Origin of the sequence: Providencia sp. PROV269 (assembly GCF_028477785.1) — a bacterium.
Taxonomy (GTDB): domain Bacteria; phylum Pseudomonadota; class Gammaproteobacteria; order Enterobacterales; family Enterobacteriaceae; genus Providencia; species Providencia rettgeri.
Window position 1 is genome coordinate 346,803 of record NZ_JAMPLV010000006.1, and the last position, 24,123, is coordinate 370,925.

The following is a 24,123-nucleotide window of genomic DNA, read 5'->3' on the forward strand; positions in this document are numbered from 1 at the left end:
ATGAATAAAACGTCATGAAGACACTGAAACAATTTTTCTATTTAGTAAAACCTTTTTGGGGGCAGCGTGCTGCCCTTTTGTGCTGGATACTGCTGTTTGCCTCACTCGGGCTCACGTTGTCCTCAGTTTGGTTCAACGTCAAAATGAACATGTGGAATGGGGATTTTTATAACGCCCTACAAAAACTCGACGGCCAAGCGCTGTATGGCTTATTGCAATACTTTGTGATTTTAGTCAGCGGGCTAATTTTTGTCGTTGTTATGGGTAATTACCTAAAACAAATGCTGATTATCCGCTGGCGCAAAGGCATGACGGAGCAAGTACTTAGCCGTTGGTTATCCCCAAATAGCAAACATTACCTATTAAGGCTGACATCACAAGAGCCAGATAACCCAGACCAACGTATTGCCGAAGATATTCGTTTACTGATTGAATCGACATTAAATTTAGTGGTGACATTCCTCCACTCAATGTTAACTCTGATTTCATTTGCGACCATCCTTTGGACACTTTCCGGTAGCCTGTCGTTTAACTTTGCCGATAGCGACTGGACCATTCCTGGGTATATGTTCTGGGCTTGTATTATTTATACCCTCATTGGTATTGCACTTACCCAATGGATTGGTTTCCCACTTCGCCGTTTGCATATGGATAAACAACGCCGCGAAGCGGATTACCGTAGCTCATTAATTAATTGCCGCCAACACGGTGATGCCATCGCAGGGCAGCGTGGTGAAACTCAAGATAGAAAAGAACTGATGGGGCGCTTTGGTGAAATTATTAGCAACTGGAACCGCTTGATCCGTTGTGAGCGGAACCTCTCTTTCTACACAGTGGGTTACCAACAAGTTACCGCCTTAGCGCCTGTATTACTCGCATTACCTAAATTCCTTGCGGGTGAAATCATGTTGGGTGGCTTAATGCAATTGCGCCAAGCCTTTACCAGTGTTGCCACTTCACTCGGCTGGTTTATTTTTGCCTATAAAGAAATCGCCGCATGGCAAGCCACAGTCTCCCGTTTATACAACTTTGTGGTTTTATTGGAAAACGATAACAAAGCGGTGGTTACTATCGACGAAAAATCGCCACCTCTGATCGCTAAATTATCCGTTTCTACCGCAGACAACCGCTGCTTAATTAATTCCGTGAATATAACCGCCAAACAAGGCGAATTAACCTTGATTCGTGGCCGTTCTGGTGTTGGTAAGTCCACCTTATTACGCACGCTAAGTGGGCATTGGCCTTTCTTCAACGGCACTATCAGCCGAACAGAAAAAGTTATGTGGATCCCACAACGCCTCTATTTACCAATTAGTCGGCTTGATAGCTTATTGGCTTATCCCAAAGCAACATCCCAATTTAGTCAGCAAGATTTTCAATATGCATTGATGTTAGTCGGGTTAGAAAAGCTGCATCACCAACTCGCACTCGAAACCGATTGGAACAACCGCCTATCTGGTGGAGAACAGCAGCGCATTATGTTTGCGCGTTTATTGCTCAACCGACCAAAACTACTGTTATTGGATGAAACCACCTCTGCCCTTGATGAAAACAGCGCATTAGAACTCCTCGCTCTATTGAAAGCTGAGTTACATGACAGTGCCATTATTTTGGTTAGCCATCAGAGCTTCGTTGCTCAATTTGCGGAACAACAAATATTGCTCGTTGAACCTGCGAGTGAAAAATCCTTAAATACAGGAACACCTGAATATGCTTCGTAAAATTACCTTCGCCACACTGGTAAGCATTCTGCTCGGTGGCTGCGCAGGCAGCACATCTGTGAGCCAAAATTCAACCTCACTGTTGCCCGTACGCGGTGACCTGCAACACTATCAACTCGAAAATGGACTGCAAGTTTACCTTCTACAACGCAATCAACCTGGAGTTGAACTGCGTTTGTTGGTCAGTAGCGGTTCATTGCAAGAAAATGAACAGCAACTTGGTCTCGCGCACTTTACTGAACATATGGCGTTTAAAGGCACCAAACATTTTCCGGGAACCACGGGGTTCAAACAGCTTGAACACCAAGGGCTTAAACTCGGTAGCCATGTTAATGCGATCACCAGTTTAAATTCCACACTATATAAATTATCACTCCCTGAAGCCACGACAGCACAAGTCGCCACGGGCTTACAAGTGATGGCTGATTGGGCATCAAATATGACATTTGACCAAGACGCCTTTGAAAAAGAGCGTCCTGTCATTGTTGAAGAGTGGCGCTTACGCCAAGGGATGGGCTATCGCATCAACGATAGTTTAGAAAAATTACGCTACCACGGTAGCCGATACGTCGATCGCAACCCAATTGGTTCATTAGATGTGGTACGCAATGCCCCGATTGAGCAAGCGAAAAGCTATTACCAAACATGGTATCAACCTCAGCGAATGTCACTATTAATTATTGGTGATTTCAATAGTTCATCAGTACGCAATCAGGTTGATAATTTATTTGCGCTCCCTAAACCCGAAAAAGTGGCAGAAGATAACCCGCAATGGAAACAATTTGCCCACTCAACCAATATGTTAGTGCAAGGCGTGTTTGATAAAGAGCAAGGGGCGCGTTATGTGCAATTTGCCTTACAAAAGGATGTTAGCGCACCGCTAAATACGCGCTTAGGGCAGTCCGAAGATTTACTCGATAACCTCTGGTTAGCCATTTTAAACCAGCGTTTCTCCGTCATGGTGGATAACGGCGTTTTGCCATCCATTAGTATCAATGAACAAGGAGCAATGTTAGATAACCAGCGCTTACAACAGTTGATGATCATCCACCCTAAAGGCAATGATTACCAAGGTGCGACTGAGATTTTATTTACAGAGCTACAACGCCTTGCTACTGAACCGGTTACCCAAGAAGAACTTGATTCTGCAAAGCAAGCCATGCTGAAAAAATTTAGCCTGCAAGCCGCTTCAGAACAACGTTATAGCAATGAATATTTAGCGGGGCAACTCACTACGGCACTTGAATACGACATGCCGATGTGGAATAAGCGCCAGCAGTTAGATAATAGCTACCAGTTGATAAAATCTGTCAAACCGCAGGATTTACAACAACATGTCGCTAAATTCCTACAAACCGCCTCCCCACGTTTAGCATTAATTGGACCGGATACAGATGCCGCGACAATGGATAAGTCCGCATTTAATCAACAATGGCTTAAAATACGCCAAAGTACACCAGGGCCATTTACGCTGCGCTCCAAAGCAATTCAACTACAACTACCTCAAGTTCCCAAAGGGGATATTGTTGAGCAATCTAAGCTACCGGTTGAAAAAACAGATCGTTGGACATTAAGCAATGGTATTCAGGTAATTGTTAAAACAGATAAAAATCTGAAAGATGACATTCAATTTAACTTGCAATTACCGGGTGGCCGCTCGTTAGAAACACAACAAACGGCAGGTTTAACCGATTGGGCATTGAAACTTCCTGAAAGCAGCGGTTATGGGAATTACAGCGCTCGTGATCTGGCTTTACTGGCAAAACAAAACCAAATTAGCGTTCGCCCATACAGTGAATTACTCACGCATGGTTTTCGGGGAAAAACCCCTGTCGATAACCTCGAAACGGCTCTACAACTACTCAACTTGAAGCTAACAGCGCCTCAATTTAGTGGCGAAAAGTTAGAGCAACAAAAACAATCTTTTGCTTTAAACTTATCCAAAACTCCCGTAGAGCGCACGTTCCTTGATAATATCAATAAAGAAAGCTATACCCATGGTGAATTTTTAGTGATCAATCCACAGGGTAGCTGGCAACAATTTACTGCTCAACAGTTGCAGCAAGCCAACCGCCAATTACTCACGTCAACAGCAGATATGACACTGGTCATTACAGGTGCAATGAATAGCCGTGAGCTAAAACCGCTGTTAGAGCAATGGTTTGCATCACTGCCGCAAAGTAATCAAAAACTGGTATCTCGTGACCAAGGGATCATACCAAAAATGGCCAGCTTTAATAAAACATATCCCATCAGTAGCAGTGATAAAAGCATGGTCAGCATTCAATTCGCCTCACCCGCCGTATGGAGCCAACAAGATAGCTTAGCAATTCAACTTATTGATACCATTGTGAGCCAACGTCTGCGCGGCGAATTACGTGAAAAAGCCAGCGGGATCTATGCATTAGGTTTTTCACAGATGTTAGCAAAAAAACCGCAACCTTATTACCTCGCTCGCTTGAATTTCACCACGTCACCTGAGCGCGCTGAAGAAATGACGCAAATCGCCCAAAAAACGATTGGGCAAATTCGTCAAACAGGTGTGAGTGAAAAAGAGTTAACTGAAGCAAAAAATATTTGGCTCACTGAAAATTCACAAGTGACGGATAGCTCAAGCTATTGGACCGAAGCTTTGGCACAAATTACTGCAGATGATGGGCAATATCAGCGTTTAAATCAAGAGCAAGATATTATTCGCCAACTCACGGTTGAGGATATTAACCGCTTGGCTCGTCAGTATTTAGGGCAGAATTCAAAAGTGTTTATGATGACGCCTTAATTACTAAATCAAGGTTAGAAAGCCAACAATATATTGTTGGCTTTTCTATCCCGAACTATCATTATTGCTATTCAAAAACGAAAAAATTTTTTCATCTCTAAATAAACTTCTTTTGCTTTTTTTATAAAGAAAAATAATTTCCATTCAATAGCATTTAATAATCGCTCCCGTAAGCTTTTAGGTTTCATTTTGATATCATCGAATATATGGATAGGCTTGACTATTTCAGTATCTATTTTTATATAATCAGCAAGATTACTCTCAATTCTACCTAACGTTACCTGTGATAAGATATCAAATCCATATTCGAATAGGGAATTTAGTTTTTTAATAAATATCTCTGGTTTCTCATTTTCCTTCAATTTTAAAATATTATCTTTAAAGTGAATAAATAGTTCATCGGGAACATCCTTTAATCTACTCATTTTAGAAATGGTTTTAGTTAATTCCTTATATAACTCATCAGCAACATCAATCGGTTCTGGTGTTGTTATAGTTGCTTGTGATGGTAGCGGAGGAAAAGATTCTAAATTAGTACATTGCGTATCTTTAGCTATCCCCATTGGTTCTTCTAAATAGTTAACAATAAATTTATTTGTAACATATTCCTTATCTAAAAAAAGCTCATAAAAATCATAAAGTTTAATAACAATGTCATCCGATGATTTCGTTTTTTTCATTTCGCTAATTATTTCTTTAATTAAATCAACATCTCTCTCATCTACTTTATTATTTTTCAATAAGCTATAGAAGCTTTTTTCCATTTCATTTGGAATGGCAATCGCTTCCATTAATGGTGGCCATTCCGGCTTCTCAATGACTCTTATTCTATATTCGTTTCTTTCAAGTCCAACTTGGGGTAGATTACTACCTTTCAATACACCGTGAAGAGGGGCCTCTGCATATTTAATCTCATCAATATTATTTTTATTCTTTCCTCTTAGATTTATAGGCGATAACGTTCGAGTCTGCTTAATATTTTTTATTTGCTTAGTAACATATTTTTTAATTTTTTTTGGGGCATTTTTTATATTCTCCTTGCTCACTGTTAAGTTAACTAAAATGTTTTTCCTACCCATTGATTCAAGCATAATAATTCCTCTGAATAAATTACTGAACGCTATATAGCCAAAATCGTATATCTATTTATTATGTTGTGATATCAGATAGCGATTTTGTCTATTTTTAGTCACTCAATTTGTAATGCCTTTCATGACGTTGATGACTATCGATTGACAGGTCATCGTTTTAATGTGATTAATATTCTTATAATAAATAACGATAAAGAGACTCGATGTGAACAACGTAACCATCCGCAGAGCAACACTGGACGATGTGTCTGCAATCACCCAAATGCACGCTGACTATTCCGCGTATGCGAATACTTTACAACTGCCATACCCAACAACAAATACGTGGGAAGCTCGCCTAAGTGCTAATGACCCGCTAGTCACACAGTTTGTGGCCACTATTGATGATGTCGTTGTCGGGTTACTCGTTATTCATCAACCAAGCCAAATACGTCGCCGCCATGTGGCTACCTTCGGGATTACCGTTAGTGAAGCCCACCAAGGCAAAGGTATTGGCTCACAACTGATGCGAGTGATGGTGGATTACTGTGACAACTGGCTGAACGTCCATCGCATAGAACTAGAAGTATTCGCCGCAAATGGCAGTGGCGTCGGGCTGTATGAAAAGTTTGGTTTTGAACTAGAAGGCCGCATGAAAGATTATGCATTTCGTGATGGGCAATATGTTGATGCGGTGATGATGAGTAGGATCAAAAAATAGCGATAAAAAAATGCCACACAATAGGTGGCATTTTAGCGCATAATGAAAACGTCTAACGACTATTTGTCGCCTAACAGCACGGAGTCCAGTGCAATTTCAATCATCTCATTAAACGTGGTTTGACGTTCTTCTGACGTTGTTTGTTCGCCAGTTTTGATGTGGTCAGAAACAGTACAAATCGTTAATGCACGTGCACCAAACTCAGCGGCAACACCATAAATACCCGCAGCTTCCATTTCAACACCTAGGATGCCGTATTTTTCCATCACTTTGAACATATCAGGATCTGGTGAGTAAAATAGGTCTGCTGAGAACAAGTTACCCACACGCACATTCACGTTTCTTGCTTTTGCCGCTTCAACCGCATTATGGACTAAGTCATAGTCTGCAATCGCTGCAAAATCATTTTCTTTAAAACGTTGACGGTTAACACGTGAATCAGTACAAGCGCCCATACCAATCACAACATCACGCAATTTGACGTCATCCATTACTGCGCCACATGAACCCACACGAATAATCACTTTTACACCAAAGTCAGTGATCAGTTCTTTCGCGTAAATGGAGCATGAAGGGATCCCCATACCGTGACCCATAACAGAAATTTTACGACCTTTATAAGTCCCTGTAAAACCTAACATGCCACGCACATTATTGACTTGGCGAACATCCTGAAGGAAGGTTTCAGCGATGTATTTTGCACGTAATGGGTCGCCTGGCATCAGAACGACATCAGCGAAATCACCCATTTCTGCATTAATATGTGGAGTTGCCATGATTATTTCCCTTTAAATGATTAAATTTTTTTAAATGAATAAGGTGGTTCCCCACCTTATTCTTAAAAAAGATGACGGCAAAGCCTTGCCCATTACCTTTAACTGCGCACAATTACCCTAAATAATTTGAGTTGTCGCTAGGCGACAAAGAAAATCATCCCTATGAGCATACATAAGTATGTGATTAGGGGGATTTTATGCAGCCAACACCGCGACAGCTCAAAGAATGACGGGTAATGGGTGTTAGAGCATTGGTTTACCATACTCCATCGGCGACAAATCAAAGTACTTAGCGACTGTCTGCCCAATGTCCGCGAACGTTTCACGGTGACCTAATGAGCCAGGTTTAACTTTTGGTCCATAAATCAGTACAGGGATGTGCTCACGGGTATGGTCTGTACCTGGCCAAGTTGGGTCACAACCGTGGTCAGCGGTTAAAATCAGAATGTCATCTTCTTTAACTAATTTCATTAGTTCAGGTAAACGACGGTCGAACAATTCTAATGCTGCGGCATAACCAGCCACATCACGGCGGTGGCCGTATGCTGAGTCAAAGTCCACAAAGTTAGTGAAAACGATGGTGTTATCACCCGCCAGTTTCATTTCTTCTACCGTTGCATCGAACAGTGCATCAATACCTGTGGCTTTAATTTTCTTAGTGATACCAACATGAGCGTAAATATCAGCAATTTTACCGATAGAAACCACTTCACCTTGTTTTTCATCAACTAATTTTTTCAATACTGTTGGTGCTGGTGGCTCTACCGCTAAGTCATGACGGTTACCTGTACGTGTGAAGTTACCGGCTTTATCACCAACAAATGGACGCGCGATAACACGGCCAATGTTATAACCACCTTTGGTTAACTCTTCACGTGCTATTTCGCACAGCTCATACAGTTTATCTAAGCCATAAGTTTCTTCGTGGCACGCAATTTGGAATACGGAGTCAGCAGAGGTATAGAAAATCGGTTTACCGGTTTTCATGTGCTCTTCACCCAGTTGATCGAGGATAACTGTACCGGATGAATGGCAGTTACCTAAATAGCCCGGCAAGTTTGCTTTCTCGACTAAAGTATCCAGCAGCTCTTGTGGGAAGCTGTTTTCTTCATTAGAGAAATAACCCCAATCAAATAGCACAGGTACACCCGCAATTTCCCAGTGACCTGACGGGGTATCTTTACCCGAAGAAATTTCGCTCGCATAAGCGTATGCGCCAATAATTTCTGCATTAGGATCAAGGCCTGCAGGGAATGAACCGCTTGATTCTTCTCCTGCTTTACCTAAACCTAATTTTGTTAAATTCGGTAAATGCAGAGGCCCTTTACGACCAATATCCGCTTCGCCACGTGCGCAAGCATCTGCAATGTGACCCAGTGTGTTTGAGCCTTCATCACCAAATTTATGTGCATCGTGTGCAGCACCGATCCCAAAGGAATCCAAAACCATAATAAATGTGCGTTTCATATTTTTCTCCTGCGGTATTTTTAAATACGATATACCACTAAAATCTTGTGTATTACTCGCTGATTTGGCGATAAACCATTGGTGTAGCTTCAGGTGCTTTATCACCAATCACCATCGCTTCACGCACTTCCTTCGCGGCTTCTTCCCACGCTTTTTCACTATTTGCATGGATAATTGCCAGTGGCGTTTGGGTATCCACTTTGGCACCTAACGCAGCGATATCACTCAAACCAACACTATAATCAATTGGGTCTGTCGCTTTACGACGACCACCACCTAAAGTCACGACAGACATTCCCAGCGCACGTGTATCCATTTGCGTGATAATGCCGTCTTTTGGTGCATAAACCGCTTTGCTCAGCACTGCAGTCGGCAGGTATTTGTTGTAATTTTCAACAAAATCAGCTGGCCCTTTTTGCGCTGCAACCATACGGCCAAACACTTCTGCCGCTTTACCATTGTCTAATACTGCCTGTAATTTTTGACGTGCTTCTTCGCGGTTTGCGGCTAATGAGCCAGACACTAGCATTTCTACGCATAGCGCCATGGTGACTTCATAAAGACGTGGATTACGGTATTCACCTGTCAAAAATTGTACAGCTTCACGCACTTCAACGGCGTTACCGGCACTGGATGCCAGTACTTCATTCATATCAGTTAATAATGCGGTGGTTTTACACCCTGCGCCATTCGCGACTTTAACAATAGACTCAGCTAGCTGTTCTGACTTCTCATAAGTTGGCATAAATGCACCTGAGCCAACTTTAACGTCCATCACCAGAGCATCAAGGCCTTCTGCCAATTTTTTACCTAAGATTGAAGCCGTAATTAGCGGAATAGAATCTACTGTCGCAGTGATATCACGGGTCGCATAAAAACGTTTATCTGCAGGTGCTAATGAATTGGTTTGCCCAATAATTGCTACCCCGACATCTTTGATAATGTCACGGAAACGCGCATCATCTGGGAAAATATCGAAATTAGGGATCGCTTCGAGTTTATCTAATGTGCCACCGGTGTGGCCTAAACCACGGCCTGAGATCATCGGTACATAGCCACCACACGCTGCGACCATTGGGCCGAGCATTAATGAAGTGACATCACCCACACCACCAGTTGAATGTTTATCAACTAATGGGCCATTGAGATTGAGTGATTTCCAGTTCAGCACCGTTCCTGAATCACGCATAGCTAGCGTTAATGCAACACGCTCAGGCATGGTCATATCATTAAAATAGATAGTCATTGCCAATGCAGCAATTTGACCTTCTGAAACTGAGTTATCGCGAACACCATTGATAAAGAAACGAATCTCTTCTTCGCTTAATGGCTTACCATCACGTTTTTTACGGATAATTTCTTGTGCCAGAAACACAATATGCTCCTTTAAAGTCGAATTTATCGGCTAACAATATTGCGAAAATTAATAGCTACTGCTTGATTTTTTAACGTCAAAACCCAGCGTATTTAATAAATTTGCTAATAAACTAGAAGCACCAAAACGGAAATGGCGGCTATCTGCCCAATCATCACCTAAAATCCGACCTGCTAACGCTAAATATTCTGCCGCTTCTTCTGCGGTACGTACGCCACCAGCAGGTTTAAAACCAACAGTTTTTTCCACACCCATATCATGAATGACTTGCATCATGATTTCTGCGCTTTCTAATGTTGCATTAACAGGCACTTTACCTGTTGAGGTTTTAATAAAATCAGCACCCGCTTTAATGGAAATTTCAGAAGCTTTACGGATTAATGCCGCATCTTTTAACTCACCGGTTTCAATGATCACTTTCAACAGCACATTGGCTGCCGCGCAAGCGTCTTTACAGGCTTTCACTAAGTCAAAACCAATTTGCTCATTACCGGCAATCAATGCGCGATAAGGGAATACCACGTCAACTTCATCCGCACCGTAAGCAATCGCCGCTTTAGTTTCAGCTAATGCGATATCAATATCATCGTTACCGTGAGGGAAATTTGTGACCGTTGCAATACGTACATCTGGAGTGCCTTGTTCACGTAATGTTTTACGTGCAATTGGAATAAAACGAGGGTAAATACAGATTGCTGCTGTATTGCCTGCAGGGCTTTTCGCCTGATGGCACAGTGCGATGACTTTCGCATCAGTATCGTCATCATTTAAAGTGGTTAAATCCATAAGGGACAGCGCGCGTTGTGCGGCCGCTTTTAAATCAGTCATATAACTCTCCAACGTTGTTAATTCTTCAGAACGACACGTTCTTTGTTGGCGAGCGGGCTTGGTTCCTTAAAGATGCTAGTCGGATGCTTTCCGAACTGAGCAGCTGAGATCCTTCTCACCGCATCATGCCCTAGAGTCCTAGACTCTGAGAACTAGCAGTTCCATAGCAGCTTACTAATGCCTATTTGACCATGGAATGATGCCATTTTATGTGCTACAAATCACATTAATCGACTGAATGTTACATTATTAAAATAAAAAATGTGATCACAATCTAATTATAACATCTCTCGCCATCCATTTTTCTCTCAAATGGCTTTTCAATATATTCTTCATCATTAATTGACTAAGTTAAGAATAGTTGAAAATTTACGATTGATATAAAAAGTCACAAAAGAATATAGCGAATCAAAATGAAAACGGAAGGACTATTGCCCTTCCGATTGACTTATTTGAGTTTGAGATGATATTAATCTTACCACCAGATACATAAACTAAATGACTGCTGCTGCGCCTAATGTCAAGAAAAAGCCAGCAATCGTTGCACTCATTAAGTTAGACAGGGTACCGGCCATAACCGCTTTCATACCTAAACGAGCAACATCACCACGGCGATTTGGCGCCATTCCGCCTAAGCCACCGAGTAAGATAGCGACGGATGAAAGGTTAGCAAAACCACATAATGCAAACGAAATAATCGCTTTAGTATGGTCAGAAAGTACTTGTTTACCTGCCGCCAGAACTTCTGCATCCGCTTTCATGTATTCACCAAAATTCATGAATGCAACAAACTCATTCACGACAATTTTTTGGCCGATGAAAGAACCTGCAATTGTCGCTTCACTCCACGGCACACCAATTAAGTATGCGATTGGGGCAAATAACCAACCTAACAATAATTCAAGTGATAATTGTGGATAATCAAACCAGCCACCAATGCCACCTAAGATACCATTGATCAATGCAATCAAAGCGATAAACGCCAATAACATTGCACCCACATTCAGTGCCAGTTGCATCCCTGATGATGCCCCAGAAGCGGCCGCATCAATGATATTAGCAGGGCGTTCATCTTCAGCGACTAAATCTGTCGCATCAACCCTATCTTTTACATCTTCTGTTTCTGGAACCATCAGTTTGGCGAATAACAAACCACCTGGAGCGGCCATAAAGGAGGCCGCAATCAGGTATTCCATCGGTACACCCATTTGTGCATAGCCCGCCAAAACTGAACCCGCGACAGAAGCTAAACCACCACACATAATGGCAAATAACTCTGATGTCGTCATTGTTGCAATATAAGGACGAACAACCAATGGCGCTTCCGTTTGCCCAACGAAGATATTTGCTGTCGCAGATAACGATTCTGTTCTTGAGGTTCCCAATATTTTTTGCAGGCCACCACCAAGTACTTTAATCACTAACTGCATGATCCCTAAGTAGTAAAGGACAGCAATCAATGAAGAGAAGAAAACAATGATTGGCAAAACGCGGAAAGCAAAAATAAAACCACCGCCGCCAAACAGTTCAAACATTTTATCGGAAACCAAACCGCCAAAGATGAAGCTCATCCCATCTTGACCATATCCAATAACTTTAGAAACCGCGTCAGACATCCCTTGGAGCACACTACGCCCCGCAGGAACATAAAGAACAAATGCACCAATGGCTAATTGAATTAAAAATGCGCCGCCAACTGTGCGTAGCCTAATTGCTCGGCGATTGCTGGAAAATAGAATAGCTATCGCGATAAGTACCGCCATTCCGATAATACTCATAATGAGCTGCATGGAAGGATCCCTGTTCACTTTATTTTAGGTTGATATATAAGGAAACGTGTAAGTCGCCTTGACTCTTAGTTTAATGATTATACCTAGTCATCACCAATAACCCGCAATACTCATCACAAATACATACTGCAATAAACAACAAAAATTCAAGTAATGTGATAAAAATCACAAAATCAACTCAGTTTAGTCTGGAAAGACACTAAAATCCCAATTAGCCACAATAAAAACTAAATAGATTTAAATAGCTAATTAATGAAATTATATAAATATTATTTATGATTATGTATACGGTTTTACTGAGGAAGATTAAATAACGACAAACTATTGTTGTAAAGTTGTTGGGCTATTTCTGCAGGGGATTCGTGGCGAAGCTCACATAATGAACGAAAAACCCACTCAATACGCTCAGGTCGATTTGGCTCGCCTTGGAAACCTGAAACAGGCATATCGGGGGCATCCGTTTCGAATAATAATGAAGTCAAAGGAAGTTCTGACATCACATAGCGAGTTTTATTCGCTCTTTCATAGGTAATTGTCCCACCCACACCAATATAATAACCCAGCTTAACAAAGGCTTGCGCTTGAGATAGGCTACCAGCAAAGCCATGTACGACTCCACGAGCAGGAACATCAAAACGACGCAACATCGCCGCTAATGGGTCATGACTTTTACGTGAATGCAAAATAACTGGTAAATCAAACTGTTTCGCTAGCTTTAATTGGGCGGACAATACCACTTGCTGGCGTTCAAACTGAGGGTTTTGCATATAGAGGTCGAGCCCTATTTCCCCTATCGCCACACACTTTTTATTTTTTTGGTTAAGATAATCAACCAAAATATCAATGTGTTGCTCTTGAAACTGGCTCAAATATAACGGATGAAACCCCATAGCAGCATGCAACTGCGAATACCGCTGTGCCAGTTGCCAAACTCGTGCAAAATTATCCACACTCACGGTAGGAATAACAATATCACTCACGCCACTTTGTCGAGCAAGCTGCAAACTTTCAGCGAAGGAATCACTAAAAGGAGGGAAATCAAAATGGCAATGGGTATCGATAAATTGATGTTTAGCCATCACGGTTTTCATTTGCTGATATTGCGGCCAAAGGCATTGACGTGACAGGCTCTGCCACCAATTCCGGAATGAGTTCGTTCGGTACTTGTGGCTCAAGCTGAATATCTAATGGGTTAGACTCAATTTTTTGTGCCAAGGTATGGCTAAAGCGATTTGTGTTGTGCTCAAAGGCATTACCCAGTGCAGCAATAAAATAACGACCACACCGGCGCCCCGTATGGTAATCTTGATTAAGCGAAGACACCTTACTACCCAGTGCACTGCTTTTCAGTGGAACAGGTGGATAAATCTCAAAGACCTGTACATCTTTTGGTGGGTTTTCAATAAATTCTTGTGTTCTACGGTAGCTTTTCAGATGAACTTTCAGCATCGCAGCCATACGTTGTAGGCCATTCTTATCCCCTTCCAGCCACCGAGTCATTCTTTTCACCCATTCAGGGGTAAAATACATTTGGGAAGGCACGGTACGGATCACCACAATAGTCTCTGCACCGCGGCGGTATGCCTCTTCAACTGGGATAGCTGCACTAATGCCACCATCTTGGTAAAGCGTGCCATCAAATTCGACACCTGCCCGGTAAAAGCCAGGGATAGCGCTGGATGCGCGAATAATATCGAGCCAATTGTCAGCGTCAGGTTTTAGAAAAGCGGCTGAAAAATCATCACTGCGGCTTGCACCCATATAAAATTCACGACCTGAATTTAATAAATCGAGCCCTGCTTGTATACGTAATGGGAATTCTTTTGCTGTGGTGTCGACGAGCCAATCTAAATCAATCAGATGGCCTCCACGGATAAAGCGTAGTGGATTAAAAAATGCCGAATTGGTCGTATAGCGAGTGATCACACGGCGCGCATAACCCGCTTGCCCACAAATATACGCAGAAAGATTTTGAGCCCCTGCTGAAGTACCTATCATCAGATCAAAAGGGTTGAAGTCAGAAATAAGAAACTCATCCAGTACACCCGCTGTAAAAATCCCTCGTTGGCCGCCACCTTCACAAATCAGGGCAGTTTTTCCCGAGTTGATATTATCAAAGAATGCTAGCGGCTCAATCGTGCCGAGTGTAACTGAAACGTGTTTTCCCATAATGCCTCTGAATAGCAGAAGTTCATTTTAAATAGCTCAAAAGCAGAATGAGCTTCCTTTTGAAAGCCCATTCTATCGAGATTGTACAATAAATATTCAGCAATATGAGCTATTGAGACATTTATTTATAGATTAGTTAGCAATCACTAAACCATTTTGTACTGATTTTACCCCTTTAACTTGAGAGGCGACTTGGGTAATTTTATCTATCTGATCGGCTGATTTTACAAAGCCTGATAAGTAAACAACACCATTGACGGTTTTAACTGATACGCTGTTACTCGAAATACCTTTCGTACCCAGTAATTTTCCTTTTACGTCCGCAGTAATCGCTGAGTCATCAATGTACTCACCGGTATTTTTAGCGCCACTCGAAATGGCATTCCCAGTGTCTTTACCGGCCATTTCCACTGTCTTAGATGCACTGTCCCATGTTTCTGAAGCTTGTTTTTTCAAAGCACTATCCGATGATGAGCTACAAGCTGCTAGCGTCCAGCTCAACCCAATAACTCCTAACACGCTCAATAGTTTTGCTTTTTTCATAAAAACCTTCCTTTCACTGCAATGGACAACGAATAATATAGCCTAAGTAAAAAAATATAAAAAATAAAGAGAAAGGTAATAAAGACAGAATATTCTTGATGATAAGCACCAAAAAACAGAAAAAGAAGCTTTAAATGAAGTTCGAAATAAGATGACCCACTGACTATTGTTAGCCGTGGGCCATCAACGCAATTAGTGTTCGCGTGTTTTGCGGAATTTAACGTCAGGGTAACGTTCACTGGTGAGGTTAAGATTCACCATAGTCGGTGCGATATAAGATAAGTTATCGCCACCATCAAGGGCTAAGTTTTGCTCATTTTTGCGTTTAAACTCTTCGAATTTCTTCGCATCATCACACTCAACCCAACGCGCAGTAGAAACGTTAACGGCTTCATAGATAGCTTCAACGTTATATTCGCTTTTCAAACGTGAAACCACCACATCAAACTGCAGCACCCCTACAGCACCAACAATTAAATCATTGTTAGTTAACGGGCGGAAAACCTGTACCGCTCCCTCTTCAGATAACTGAACGAGGCCTTTTAACAGTTGTTTTTGCTTTAATGGGTCACGTAAACGAATACGGCGGAATAGTTCAGGGGCAAAGTTAGGAATCCCCGTAAACTTGAGTTCTTCACCTTGCGTGAAGGTATCACCGATTTGAATCGTGCCATGGTTGTGTAACCCAATGATATCCCCTGCATAGGCGTTTTCGACCTGAGAGCGATCCCCCGCCATAAAGGTTAAAGCATCAGAAATAACCACATCTTTTTTGATACGCACTTGGCGTAGTTTCATGCCTTTTTCATAAGTACCTGAAACAATACGCATAAATGCAACGCGGTCACGGTGTTTCGGGTCCATATTCGCTTGAATTTTAAATACGAAACCGGTGAATTTTTCTTCTGTCGCATTCACTTGGCGTAAATCTGTTTGGCGTGGCTGCGGCTGTGGAGCCCATTCAACTAAGCCATCTAACATATGGTCAACACCAAAGTTACCTAATGCAGTGCCGAAAAAGACAGGGGTTAATTCACCCTGCAAAAATGCATCATGGTCAAATTCATGGGATGCCCCTTGAACCAATTCCAGCTCATCGCGTAACTGCGCGGCTAGTTCCTCACCAACAGCGGCATCGAGATCGGGGTTGTTTAACCCTTTAATTATACGGACTTCTTGAATCGTATGCCCTTGGCCTGTTTGGTATAGGATTGTTTCATCACGTAATAAATGATAAACACCCTTGAATAGTTTACCGCAACCGATAGGCCATGTGATTGGACAACAAGCAATTTTCAGCTCATTTTCCACTTCATCCATTAATTCCATTGGATCACGAATATCACGGTCCAATTTATTCATGAAAGTTAAGATTGGAGTATCACGTAGACGGGTAACTTCCATCAGCTTACGTGTCCGGTCTTCAACCCCTTTACCGGAGTCAATCACCATCAAGCAGCAGTCAACCGCCGTTAATGTACGGTAAGTATCTTCGGAGAAGTCTTCGTGCCCTGGGGTATCCAGTAAGTTAACAAGACAATCATTATAAGGAAACTGCATGACAGAGGTAGTAATCGAAATACCACGCTGCTTTTCCATTTCCATCCAGTCAGATTTAGCGTGTTGATTAGAGCCACGGCCTTTTACCGTACCTGCACGTTGAATAGCATGCCCGAACAATAACACTTTTTCAGTGATTGTGGTTTTACCCGCATCGGGGTGGGATATGATAGCAAACGTTCTGCGTGTGCTAACTTCATGGAGAAAGTTCTGATCTGTCATTTAACCGTTCTTTTCGTTTATATACAGATTTGTATAAGCATTCGAAGAGGCTCAATGTGGCTCTTGGCGTCGCAAATCCGTCTTGTTAATCAAAATTGGCGGATATTTTCGCAGATCTTGGGGGTATTAACAATCAAAGCATCGAGGAACAGGCAAAACAGTCCCCCGATAGCTCACTAAATTGGCTCAATAAATACCGCCTTTAGGCACTGACTAAACGGGTAATTTCATCCCCTAGCGCCTGTGTACTAGCATTGCCTCCCATATCGCGAGTCAAATGTTGACGTTGTTTAATCGCTGTTTCTACTGCGGACATGATAGAATCATGCATCTCGGGACATCCCAAATGCTGCATCATCATGGCGGCTGCCCAAATCGTACCAATCGGGTTGGCAATATTTTGCCCTGCGATATCAGGTGCTGACCCGTGAACAGGCTCAAACATCGATGGGAATTGTTTTTCTGGGTTAATATTGGCCGATGGCGCAATCGCAATAGTTCCCGTACAAGCAGGCCCTAAATCAGACAAAATATCACCAAACAGGTTTGACCCGACAATCACATCGTAGAACTCTGGCATTCTCACTAAGTTTGCTGCAAAAATATCAATATGGAATTGGTCAACTTTGATATCTGGGTATTGCTTCGCCATTTCGGCTACACGGCTATCCCAATAAGGCATTGAATGAAATAGCCCGTTAGATTTCGTCGCTGAACTTAAATGTTTTTTCTCACGTGACTGCGCCAAATCAAAAGCATATTTTAAGATACGGTCGGTACCTTTACGGGTAAAAATACTTTGTTGCAATACCATTTCTTCATCCGTACCTTCGTACTGAATACCGCCAATCGCAGAGTATTCCCCTTCAACGTTTTCACGCACGACATAAAAATCAATATCTCCCGGTTTTTTATCTGCTAGTGGGCATTTAATGCCATCAAATAAGCGTACAGGGCGTAAGTTAACATATTGGTTAAAAGCGCGGCGAATGGGTAATAGCAGCCCCCATAATGAAATATGATCAGGAACACCAGGGAACCCTACCGCGCCGAGGAAAATCGCATCAAATTTTTGCAACTGTTCTAAGCCATCTTCAGGCATCATGCGCCCAGTACGGTGATAGGTTTCGCACGACCAATCAAAATGGGTAAAGTTAAGTTTTACATTGTGTTTATTGGCTGCTGCTACTAATACTTTTAATCCTTCAGGGATCACTTCGGTACCAATACCATCACCAGGAATAACCGCTATATTAAATTGTGACATTGTGAAAACCTCTGATAAATGAATTATGTCTGTTTGTTCTCCAGTTTAGGGGTTGCTGTGATAAAGTATAGATATGAAGTGTAATCCTTAGGTTTACAAACTATGAACAAGCTTCCTTCGTTAGAGGATATCCGCGTTTTTGTCACAGTTGCCCGCTTGATGAGTTTCTCTCAAGCGGCTTCACAGCTGTTAGTGTCCCCAGCTTATGTTTCTAAACGCATTAAATTGCTAGAAGAAAATTTAGGACAAACTTTATTTTTTAGGACTGCTCGCTCAATTAAACTAACTCACGAAGGGCAAATTATTTTACGTAGCAGTGAAGTGATGCTAGCTGAATTGGAACAGATGCAACAGCAACTCAACGCCTGTCGTGAAGAGATCCGCGGCTCACTGCGTATCAGTTGTAGCACAGGGTTTGGCAGTACTTATATTAACCCGTTTATCCTCACACTACGGGGAAATTATCCTTTATTAGGTATTGATCTCACTTTAACCGATAAGTCTGTCGATATTATTAGTGAAAACATTGATGTTGATATCTGTATTGGCGGTGCAATAGCAGAGCAATTTATTGCAAGGCGAATTGCACAAAACCAACGAATTTTGTGCGCTTCACCAGCCTATTTAGCAAAACACGGCTACCCAAAATATCCACAAGAGTTAGAACAAAAACACTTTTGTATTGCGATTAAAGAGCGCAACCAAGCCCCCGCCGTATGGAAGCTTGAACAACAGCAAGAAAGTATGACGGTCACCCCCAATAGCAAATTAACCGTCAACAATGGTGAAGTCGCTAAACAATGGTGTTTAAGTGGCGAAGGGATCCTATTGCGCTCCCAATGGAGTGTGCAGCCTGAGTTACAGTCTGGCCAATTAGTACGAGTGTTACCGCAATGGCACCAAACCGCAGATGTTTATGCTGTATATTCGAGAAGTCTCCGAACGAGTGCTAATCTTAGAGTCTTTATCGAAAATCTAGAGCAATACCTTGCTACTCACTTATCACATGGTTTTTAGTTAACCCCATAAGTTATAAGGTAAACATGAATTGATGACAGAAACAGAGACATTCAAAGAACGTTTGTTGAAATTGCTAAAACAGAAAAAAATGAGTCAATTAAAAGCAGCTGAAGCCCTTGGGGTTTCCCGAACGGCGGTTAATAAGTGGACAAAAGGCGGTATGATTGATGAAGATAATCTTGAAAAGCTCGCCACGTTATTGGATGTCGACAAAATATGGTTGAAATACGGTGAATATACCAATAACCAAGTTACTGTTAGCAATTCAGGTGTCATGCGCAACATCAACGAAGTTCATCTTCAAGAGTCGGCAGATATCGTGACATGGGAGTGGGACTTATTAACGGGAGAATTGAACTACTCGGACAACGTTGAAGCCGTTTATGGCATTAAAATCACCAGTAATGAAGATTTCTGGGCCTTAATGAGCCATGACTCCAAAGAAAAACTGGTCAATGGATATTCTAAAATTATCCGTGAAGGTGGTGCCCATGAAATGGATTTTAAAATTAACTGGGAAGACGATTACCGCTGGATCACCTCCCGAGCGACAGGGGTTAAAGGCCCGAATGGCAAAGTGACAAAACTGGTTGGGATCAGCTTAGACAACACAGAACGTAAAAATACCGAACTGCGCCTGCGTAAAATCAAATGCTATTTCGACGTCTTATTGTCCCATTTCAATCATTTAGTCGTATTTACCGATAAAGCAGGTGAAATATTAGCCAGCAACTTACACAACCAATCGACTGAAATAGATTACCTTGAACTACAACGTTTATTGTATCAATTAGTGATCAACCATAAGCCATGGTTAGATGAAGTATTTCGCACTGGGCGGGGGCAAATCGTATTTCAAGATAAGCAAATTACGGCTTATCAACACTTTAATGATGAAAAACAGCCTTTTTTAATGTTTGAATTAAAAGATATTTAAAACCAGTATCTTGCCCCACTTATGGCTAAAGCGGGGCAGCTTTGATTATAAATCAAGAACTAATCGTTTAGATTTAGCTCGCGAAACACACAACATCATCGTTTTTTGCTCGGCTTTTTCATCATCATCAAGGTAGTGGTCACGGTGGTCGGCCTCTCCCTCAAGTATCGCCGTCTCACAAGTCCCACAAACTCCATTACGGCATAAACATTCCACGTTAATGCGCTTATCAGCTTCGATTACCTGTAAAATAGACTCGTCTTTACCCACTTCCAAACTAAAGCCTGAACGTTGAAAATAGACCTCAAATGAATCCCCTTCACTGGTAATTTCACCAAAATTTTCAAAATGAACCTGTGATTCACCAAGGTGCTGATGACCCTTTTCAATCACCTCATTAATTAATGATTGAGGGCCACATACATACAGATGGCTATTACTCGCTTGTGCTTTAACCAATTGTTCGACAGACATTCGCTGCCCTTGGCTGCTGTCATAAAGAAATAACCGCGAGCCAATACGCTGTTGTAAATGTTCAAGAAATGCCGCTGTTGCACTATCACGAAAACAGTAATGAAGCTCAAAATCCATTTCATTTTCTTCTAGCTCATAGAGATAAGAAAGAAAAGGCGTGATCCCAATCCCACCTGCGATCAAAATATGCTTACATTGGTTATCCGCAGCTAATGAGAAAAAATTCTGCGCTGGGGACAAATATAAACTATCCCCAGCAGATAGGTGCTCATGCATAAATGCCGAACCGCCTTTCGAATTTTCATCACGTAAGACTGAAATACAATAGCTTCCACATTGCTGTGGGTCACTGATTAATGAATATGCACGTTGCAAACCAGCCTGCTCACCCATATGAACGGTGACATGACTACCTGCGCTAAAAGGCATTAGCGCGCCCTCTTGTGCAACAAACTCGAACATTTTGATATTTGGGCTAATTTGCTCAATTCGACTGACATTGACTGCAATTTTTTGTTGGTTCATCACAGTGCCCCTCTCATTATTCAATATCTAAACACAGATACTTAGTACTTAAATAATCCTCAATGCCATATCGAGAGCCTTCTTTTCCTAAACCTGATTGTTTTACTCCTCCAAAAGGAGCAACTTCATTAGAAATTAAGCCTGTATTGATACCGACCATGCCACTTTGCAGTTTTTCAGCAACGCGGTAAACACGGCTAACATCACGAGAAAAGAAATAAGCCGCTAAGCCATAAATCGTATTATTGGCACGAGCAATCACTTCATTTTCATCACTAAAACGAATCAATGTTGCAATAGGACCAAAGATTTCTTCATGAACAATCCTCATTGAGTCATCAACATCAACAAGAACTTTTGGATTAAAGAAATTGCCATACTCCGCCACTTCGCTACCTAAGGTTAATTGGTGTGCCCCTTTCGCGAGTGCATCTTGCAGTAACTCATTCATACCATCAATGGCACGTGTTGTTATCATAGGCCCAATATCCGTTCCTATTTCAAGGCCATTACCGACTTGCAATTTGGCGACTTCTGCAACGAACTTGGACTGAAATTCATCGAAAATAGCATCTTGAAGATAAAAACGGTTCACACAAACACAGGTTTGCCCGCCATTACGAAACTTCGCTTGCACCGCACTTTTTACCGCTTTATCAATATCTGCATCATCAAAAACAATAAAAGGCGCATTTCCCCCCAGTTCGAGTGATGTTTTTTTAATTGTCGATGCACACTGCTCAGACAATACTCGGCCAACTTGCGTTGAACCGGTGAATGAAAACTTACTAATAAGCTCATGTTTAGTTAGACGTTCACCTAAAACACGAGAATCCCCAGTAATGATATTGAATATCCCTGCGGGAATGCCCGCTTCATCGGCCAACTGAGCGAGGGCAAGTGCCGTAAAAGGCGTTTCAGTCGCTGGCTTGATGATAATACTACAACCCGCAGCCAGTGCTGGAGCCGCTTTACGAGTGATCATCGCTGCGGGAAAATTCCACGGAGTAATCGCACTGCAAACACCGATCGGCTGCTTGATTGTCGAAAGACGGTTACTTCCCACCGTTTGAGGGATGGTTTCCCCATAAACACGTTTCCCCTCCTCCGCAAACCATTCAATAAAGGAAGCCGCATAGCGAATTTCACCTTTTGCCTCATGCAACGGCTTACCTTGTTCAAGAGTCATTAAACGCCCAAGATCATCAACATGGGCTTCAATCAGCTCAAACCAGTGGCGTAAAATGATAGAACGCGCTTTAGCAGTAAGCTTACTCCAATCTTCCATTGCGACATGCGCTTGTTCAATAGCGTCATCCACTTGGGTGACTGACAGGCTGGGAATTGTTCCCAGCACAGATTGGTCAACAGGATTAGTCACAGGGATTTTTTTATCTGAATCAACCCATTGCCCATTGATGTAGCATGACTGACGAAATAGCGCAGGGTGAGTTAAATGATGCATTTGTGACTTCTCCTTTTGTTTTTTTATGGATAACGTGATTACTCAGTGTGTGCGCCAGCAACAATTTTGTGGAAATGGGCAACACCATGTTCACTAATTCCACTACGCTGTCTGTCAGCCATAATGCGCCCTTGGCCTCGGTAACCTCGTGATCGCAATCCTTTTTGTACACTTTCCACCAAGCGCAGATCTTCTGGGCGGAATACGGTACGATACCATTCAACTAAGTTTTTCTGATATTCAGTCAGTTCTTCATTGAGGAAATAAATATCATAGTGCTGCAAGGTTTCCCCTGCGTTCACTGGAAACTCATAAATCACCGTCATGAAATCCCCGCCAGGAGGCATATTGAACATGGTGCTTGGCCAAATCCAAAAACCAAAGAAACGAGGGTCTAAAACAGATTCATCAAACTGATAAGAGGACTCAGAGGGTTTTGCTTTACCAATTTGAACAGTCCAATTATCCAATAATTGGTGTTCGTATACGTTAACATCTACGGAACTTGCAAAGCTCACATGGTTAGTTGGACAGTGATAACACTCAATATAGTTATCAACGATGGTTTTCCAATTGGCTGGTGTATGACTAACAAAACGTGCAGCCAATTTTAAATCGCTAATCACCGCACATGCTTCTTGCATTTTTTCGGCTAAGCCTGGAAGCTGCTCTTCAATAGGTTGTGGTTCACCAACTGTCATATTTACATAGATAAACCCTGCATGTTCAATAACATGGAAGCTACTCAATGACATTGCATCTGCTTCAAAATTGTTCACATTCTCACAATTGGTCGCATGTGCTAGTTGACCATCTAACTTGAATGCCCACGCATGGTAAGGGCAAGTAATCACATTTTTGACTTTACCACTTTCACCGCTGATCAACTGGTGTCCACGGTGCGGGCAGACATTATAAAAACCACGCAATACATCATCACGACCACGAACAATCACGAGGCTTTCGCCAATGAGCTCACGAGTGATATACGAATTTTTTTCTTTTACCTCACTAACATGAGCGACACAAACCCATGAATTAGCAAATATTTTTTCTTTTTCATACTCAAAAACATCATTAGACGTGTAATAACGAGCAGGGATTGTCCATGCGTTATCAATATCAAGGTGATCATTAATCGAAATGACTTTAGCTGCATTGCTCATAATTGCCCTCACTTATGTAAACTTATAGTTAACATCTTTTTCAGGAATGTTAATGCAGATCGCATTAATGATCAAATGAAATATTGATAAAAATTTAATCAATAACATTTATTTGTTTTATAACAATGAATTGCATTAACAATAATTATTGCAACTGTTAATAATTAGTTAATTACTTGTTGACTACGTAATCTTTGCATGGCTATTCTCTGTAAACCAAAAGTAGCATTTAACAAAAAAGTACCCTT

At 41.9% G+C, this 24,123-nt stretch carries 19 protein-coding genes; 5 read left to right on the forward strand and 14 right to left on the reverse strand.

Going from position 1 to position 24,123, the window contains the following annotated elements; translation table 11 throughout:
• Positions 1–14 precede the first annotated feature (14 nt).
• Positions 15–1,721, forward strand: a complete 1,707-nt coding sequence (locus PR683_RS11775) for an ABC transporter ATP-binding protein/permease (RefSeq protein WP_196719791.1) — start codon at positions 15–17, stop codon at positions 1,719–1,721.
• The gene (locus PR683_RS11780) at positions 1,711–4,500 is read left to right on the forward strand and encodes a M16 family metallopeptidase (protein WP_196719790.1); all 2,790 of its coding nucleotides are present in this window, start codon (positions 1,711–1,713) and stop codon (positions 4,498–4,500) included. Before PR683_RS11775 ends, PR683_RS11780 begins: the two co-directional genes overlap by 11 nt.
• Before the next feature lie 71 nt (positions 4,501–4,571).
• Here PR683_RS11780 and PR683_RS11785 read toward each other — a convergent pair whose 3' ends face one another.
• Entirely contained in the window at positions 4,572–5,591 is a 1,020-nt protein-coding gene (locus PR683_RS11785) for a hypothetical protein (RefSeq protein ID WP_196719789.1), read from the reverse strand.
• A gap of 205 nt (positions 5,592–5,796) precedes the next feature.
• Between PR683_RS11785 and PR683_RS11790 the strand changes: the two genes are divergently transcribed.
• Positions 5,797–6,291, forward strand: coding sequence for a GNAT family N-acetyltransferase (locus PR683_RS11790; protein ID WP_109911839.1), 495 nt, complete (start codon positions 5,797–5,799; stop codon positions 6,289–6,291).
• A gap of 59 nt (positions 6,292–6,350) precedes the next feature.
• Here PR683_RS11790 and deoD read toward each other — a convergent pair whose 3' ends face one another.
• The 10 genes from deoD to PR683_RS11840 form a co-directional block, all read right to left on the reverse strand.
• Positions 6,351–7,067, reverse strand: a complete 717-nt coding sequence (deoD, locus tag PR683_RS11795) for a purine-nucleoside phosphorylase (RefSeq protein ID WP_004914779.1) — start codon at positions 7,065–7,067, stop codon at positions 6,351–6,353.
• A 243-nt stretch (positions 7,068–7,310) separates the two neighbouring features.
• On the reverse strand, positions 7,311–8,534 hold the full coding sequence (deoB, locus tag PR683_RS11800) for a phosphopentomutase (protein WP_004914781.1): 1,224 nt from the start codon (positions 8,532–8,534) through the stop codon (positions 7,311–7,313).
• A gap of 52 nt (positions 8,535–8,586) precedes the next feature.
• Positions 8,587–9,909, reverse strand: a complete 1,323-nt coding sequence (gene deoA / locus PR683_RS11805) for a thymidine phosphorylase (protein ID WP_004914783.1) — start codon at positions 9,907–9,909, stop codon at positions 8,587–8,589.
• Positions 9,910–9,957: 48 nt separating this feature from the next.
• Entirely contained in the window at positions 9,958–10,737 is a 780-nt protein-coding gene (gene deoC, locus PR683_RS11810; RefSeq protein ID WP_115166593.1) for a deoxyribose-phosphate aldolase, read from the reverse strand.
• A gap of 494 nt (positions 10,738–11,231) precedes the next feature.
• Positions 11,232–12,515, reverse strand: a complete 1,284-nt coding sequence (locus PR683_RS11815) for a NupC/NupG family nucleoside CNT transporter (RefSeq protein ID WP_181937082.1) — start codon at positions 12,513–12,515, stop codon at positions 11,232–11,234.
• Between the two features lie 305 nt (positions 12,516–12,820).
• Positions 12,821–13,606: a TatD family hydrolase gene (locus PR683_RS11820; protein ID WP_226537941.1), complete on the reverse strand. Its 786-nt coding sequence runs from the start codon at positions 13,604–13,606 to the stop codon at positions 12,821–12,823.
• Positions 13,599–14,696 (reverse strand): patatin-like phospholipase family protein, encoded by a 1,098-nt coding sequence (locus tag PR683_RS11825; protein WP_004914789.1) that lies wholly within the window; start codon positions 14,694–14,696, stop codon positions 13,599–13,601. The genes PR683_RS11820 and PR683_RS11825 overlap by 8 nt, the downstream gene beginning before the upstream one ends.
• A gap of 132 nt (positions 14,697–14,828) precedes the next feature.
• Positions 14,829–15,239 (reverse strand): BON domain-containing protein, encoded by a 411-nt coding sequence (locus PR683_RS11830; protein ID WP_110731411.1) that lies wholly within the window; start codon positions 15,237–15,239, stop codon positions 14,829–14,831.
• A 192-nt stretch (positions 15,240–15,431) separates the two neighbouring features.
• Entirely contained in the window at positions 15,432–17,021 is a 1,590-nt protein-coding gene (gene prfC / locus PR683_RS11835) for a peptide chain release factor 3 (protein WP_004914793.1), read from the reverse strand.
• Between the two features lie 202 nt (positions 17,022–17,223).
• Entirely contained in the window at positions 17,224–18,288 is a 1,065-nt protein-coding gene (locus PR683_RS11840; RefSeq protein WP_004914795.1) for a tartrate dehydrogenase, read from the reverse strand.
• A 102-nt stretch (positions 18,289–18,390) separates the two neighbouring features.
• On the opposite strand from PR683_RS11840, the gene PR683_RS11845 reads away from it, so the two are divergent.
• Positions 18,391–19,305 (forward strand): LysR substrate-binding domain-containing protein, encoded by a 915-nt coding sequence (locus tag PR683_RS11845; protein ID WP_109911836.1) that lies wholly within the window; start codon positions 18,391–18,393, stop codon positions 19,303–19,305.
• Between the two features lie 34 nt (positions 19,306–19,339).
• On the forward strand, positions 19,340–20,245 hold the full coding sequence (locus tag PR683_RS11850) for a helix-turn-helix domain-containing protein (protein ID WP_109911835.1): 906 nt from the start codon (positions 19,340–19,342) through the stop codon (positions 20,243–20,245).
• A gap of 45 nt (positions 20,246–20,290) precedes the next feature.
• On the opposite strand, the gene PR683_RS11855 is transcribed toward PR683_RS11850, so the two are convergent.
• From PR683_RS11855 to PR683_RS11865, 3 genes are read right to left on the reverse strand one after another with little or no spacing between them, the layout of a single operon-like run.
• Positions 20,291–21,244, reverse strand: a complete 954-nt coding sequence (locus PR683_RS11855) for a PDR/VanB family oxidoreductase (RefSeq protein ID WP_164528366.1) — start codon at positions 21,242–21,244, stop codon at positions 20,291–20,293.
• Between the two features lie 16 nt (positions 21,245–21,260).
• On the reverse strand, positions 21,261–22,709 hold the full coding sequence (locus PR683_RS11860) for an NAD-dependent succinate-semialdehyde dehydrogenase (protein ID WP_109911833.1): 1,449 nt from the start codon (positions 22,707–22,709) through the stop codon (positions 21,261–21,263).
• Between the two features lie 38 nt (positions 22,710–22,747).
• Complete coding sequence (locus tag PR683_RS11865; RefSeq protein WP_004914806.1) at positions 22,748–23,875, reverse strand: aromatic ring-hydroxylating oxygenase subunit alpha; 1,128 nt, start codon at positions 23,873–23,875, stop codon at positions 22,748–22,750.
• Positions 23,876–24,123 lie beyond the last annotated feature (248 nt).

Bases quoted from the DNA above. Each gene is read 5' to 3' on its own strand.
- PR683_RS11775 (WP_196719791.1), top strand. From the start codon at position 15: ATGAAGACACTGAAACAATTTTTCTATTTAGTAAAACCTTTTTGGGGG.
- PR683_RS11780 (WP_196719790.1), top strand. From the start codon at position 1,711: ATGCTTCGTAAAATTACCTTCGCCACACTGGTAAGCATTCTGCTCGGT.
- PR683_RS11785 (WP_196719789.1), bottom strand. From the start codon at position 5,591: ATGCTTGAATCAATGGGTAGGAAAAACATTTTAGTTAACTTAACAGTG.
- deoD (WP_004914779.1), bottom strand. From the start codon at position 7,067: ATGGCAACTCCACATATTAATGCAGAAATGGGTGATTTCGCTGATGTC.
- deoB (WP_004914781.1), bottom strand. From the start codon at position 8,534: ATGAAACGCACATTTATTATGGTTTTGGATTCCTTTGGGATCGGTGCT.
- deoC (WP_115166593.1), bottom strand. From the start codon at position 10,737: ATGACTGATTTAAAAGCGGCCGCACAACGCGCGCTGTCCCTTATGGAT.
- PR683_RS11815 (WP_181937082.1), bottom strand. From the start codon at position 12,515: ATGAGTATTATCGGAATGGCGGTACTTATCGCGATAGCTATTCTATTT.
- PR683_RS11820 (WP_226537941.1), bottom strand. From the start codon at position 13,606: ATGGCTAAACATCAATTTATCGATACCCATTGCCATTTTGATTTCCCT.
- PR683_RS11825 (WP_004914789.1), bottom strand. From the start codon at position 14,696: ATGGGAAAACACGTTTCAGTTACACTCGGCACGATTGAGCCGCTAGCA.
- PR683_RS11830 (WP_110731411.1), bottom strand. From the start codon at position 15,239: ATGAAAAAAGCAAAACTATTGAGCGTGTTAGGAGTTATTGGGTTGAGC.
- prfC (WP_004914793.1), bottom strand. From the start codon at position 17,021: ATGACAGATCAGAACTTTCTCCATGAAGTTAGCACACGCAGAACGTTT.
- PR683_RS11840 (WP_004914795.1), bottom strand. From the start codon at position 18,288: ATGTCACAATTTAATATAGCGGTTATTCCTGGTGATGGTATTGGTACC.
- PR683_RS11845 (WP_109911836.1), top strand. From the start codon at position 18,391: ATGAACAAGCTTCCTTCGTTAGAGGATATCCGCGTTTTTGTCACAGTT.
- PR683_RS11850 (WP_109911835.1), top strand. From the start codon at position 19,340: ATGACAGAAACAGAGACATTCAAAGAACGTTTGTTGAAATTGCTAAAA.
- PR683_RS11855 (WP_164528366.1), bottom strand. From the start codon at position 21,244: ATGAACCAACAAAAAATTGCAGTCAATGTCAGTCGAATTGAGCAAATT.
- PR683_RS11860 (WP_109911833.1), bottom strand. From the start codon at position 22,709: ATGCATCATTTAACTCACCCTGCGCTATTTCGTCAGTCATGCTACATC.
- PR683_RS11865 (WP_004914806.1), bottom strand. From the start codon at position 23,875: ATGAGCAATGCAGCTAAAGTCATTTCGATTAATGATCACCTTGATATT.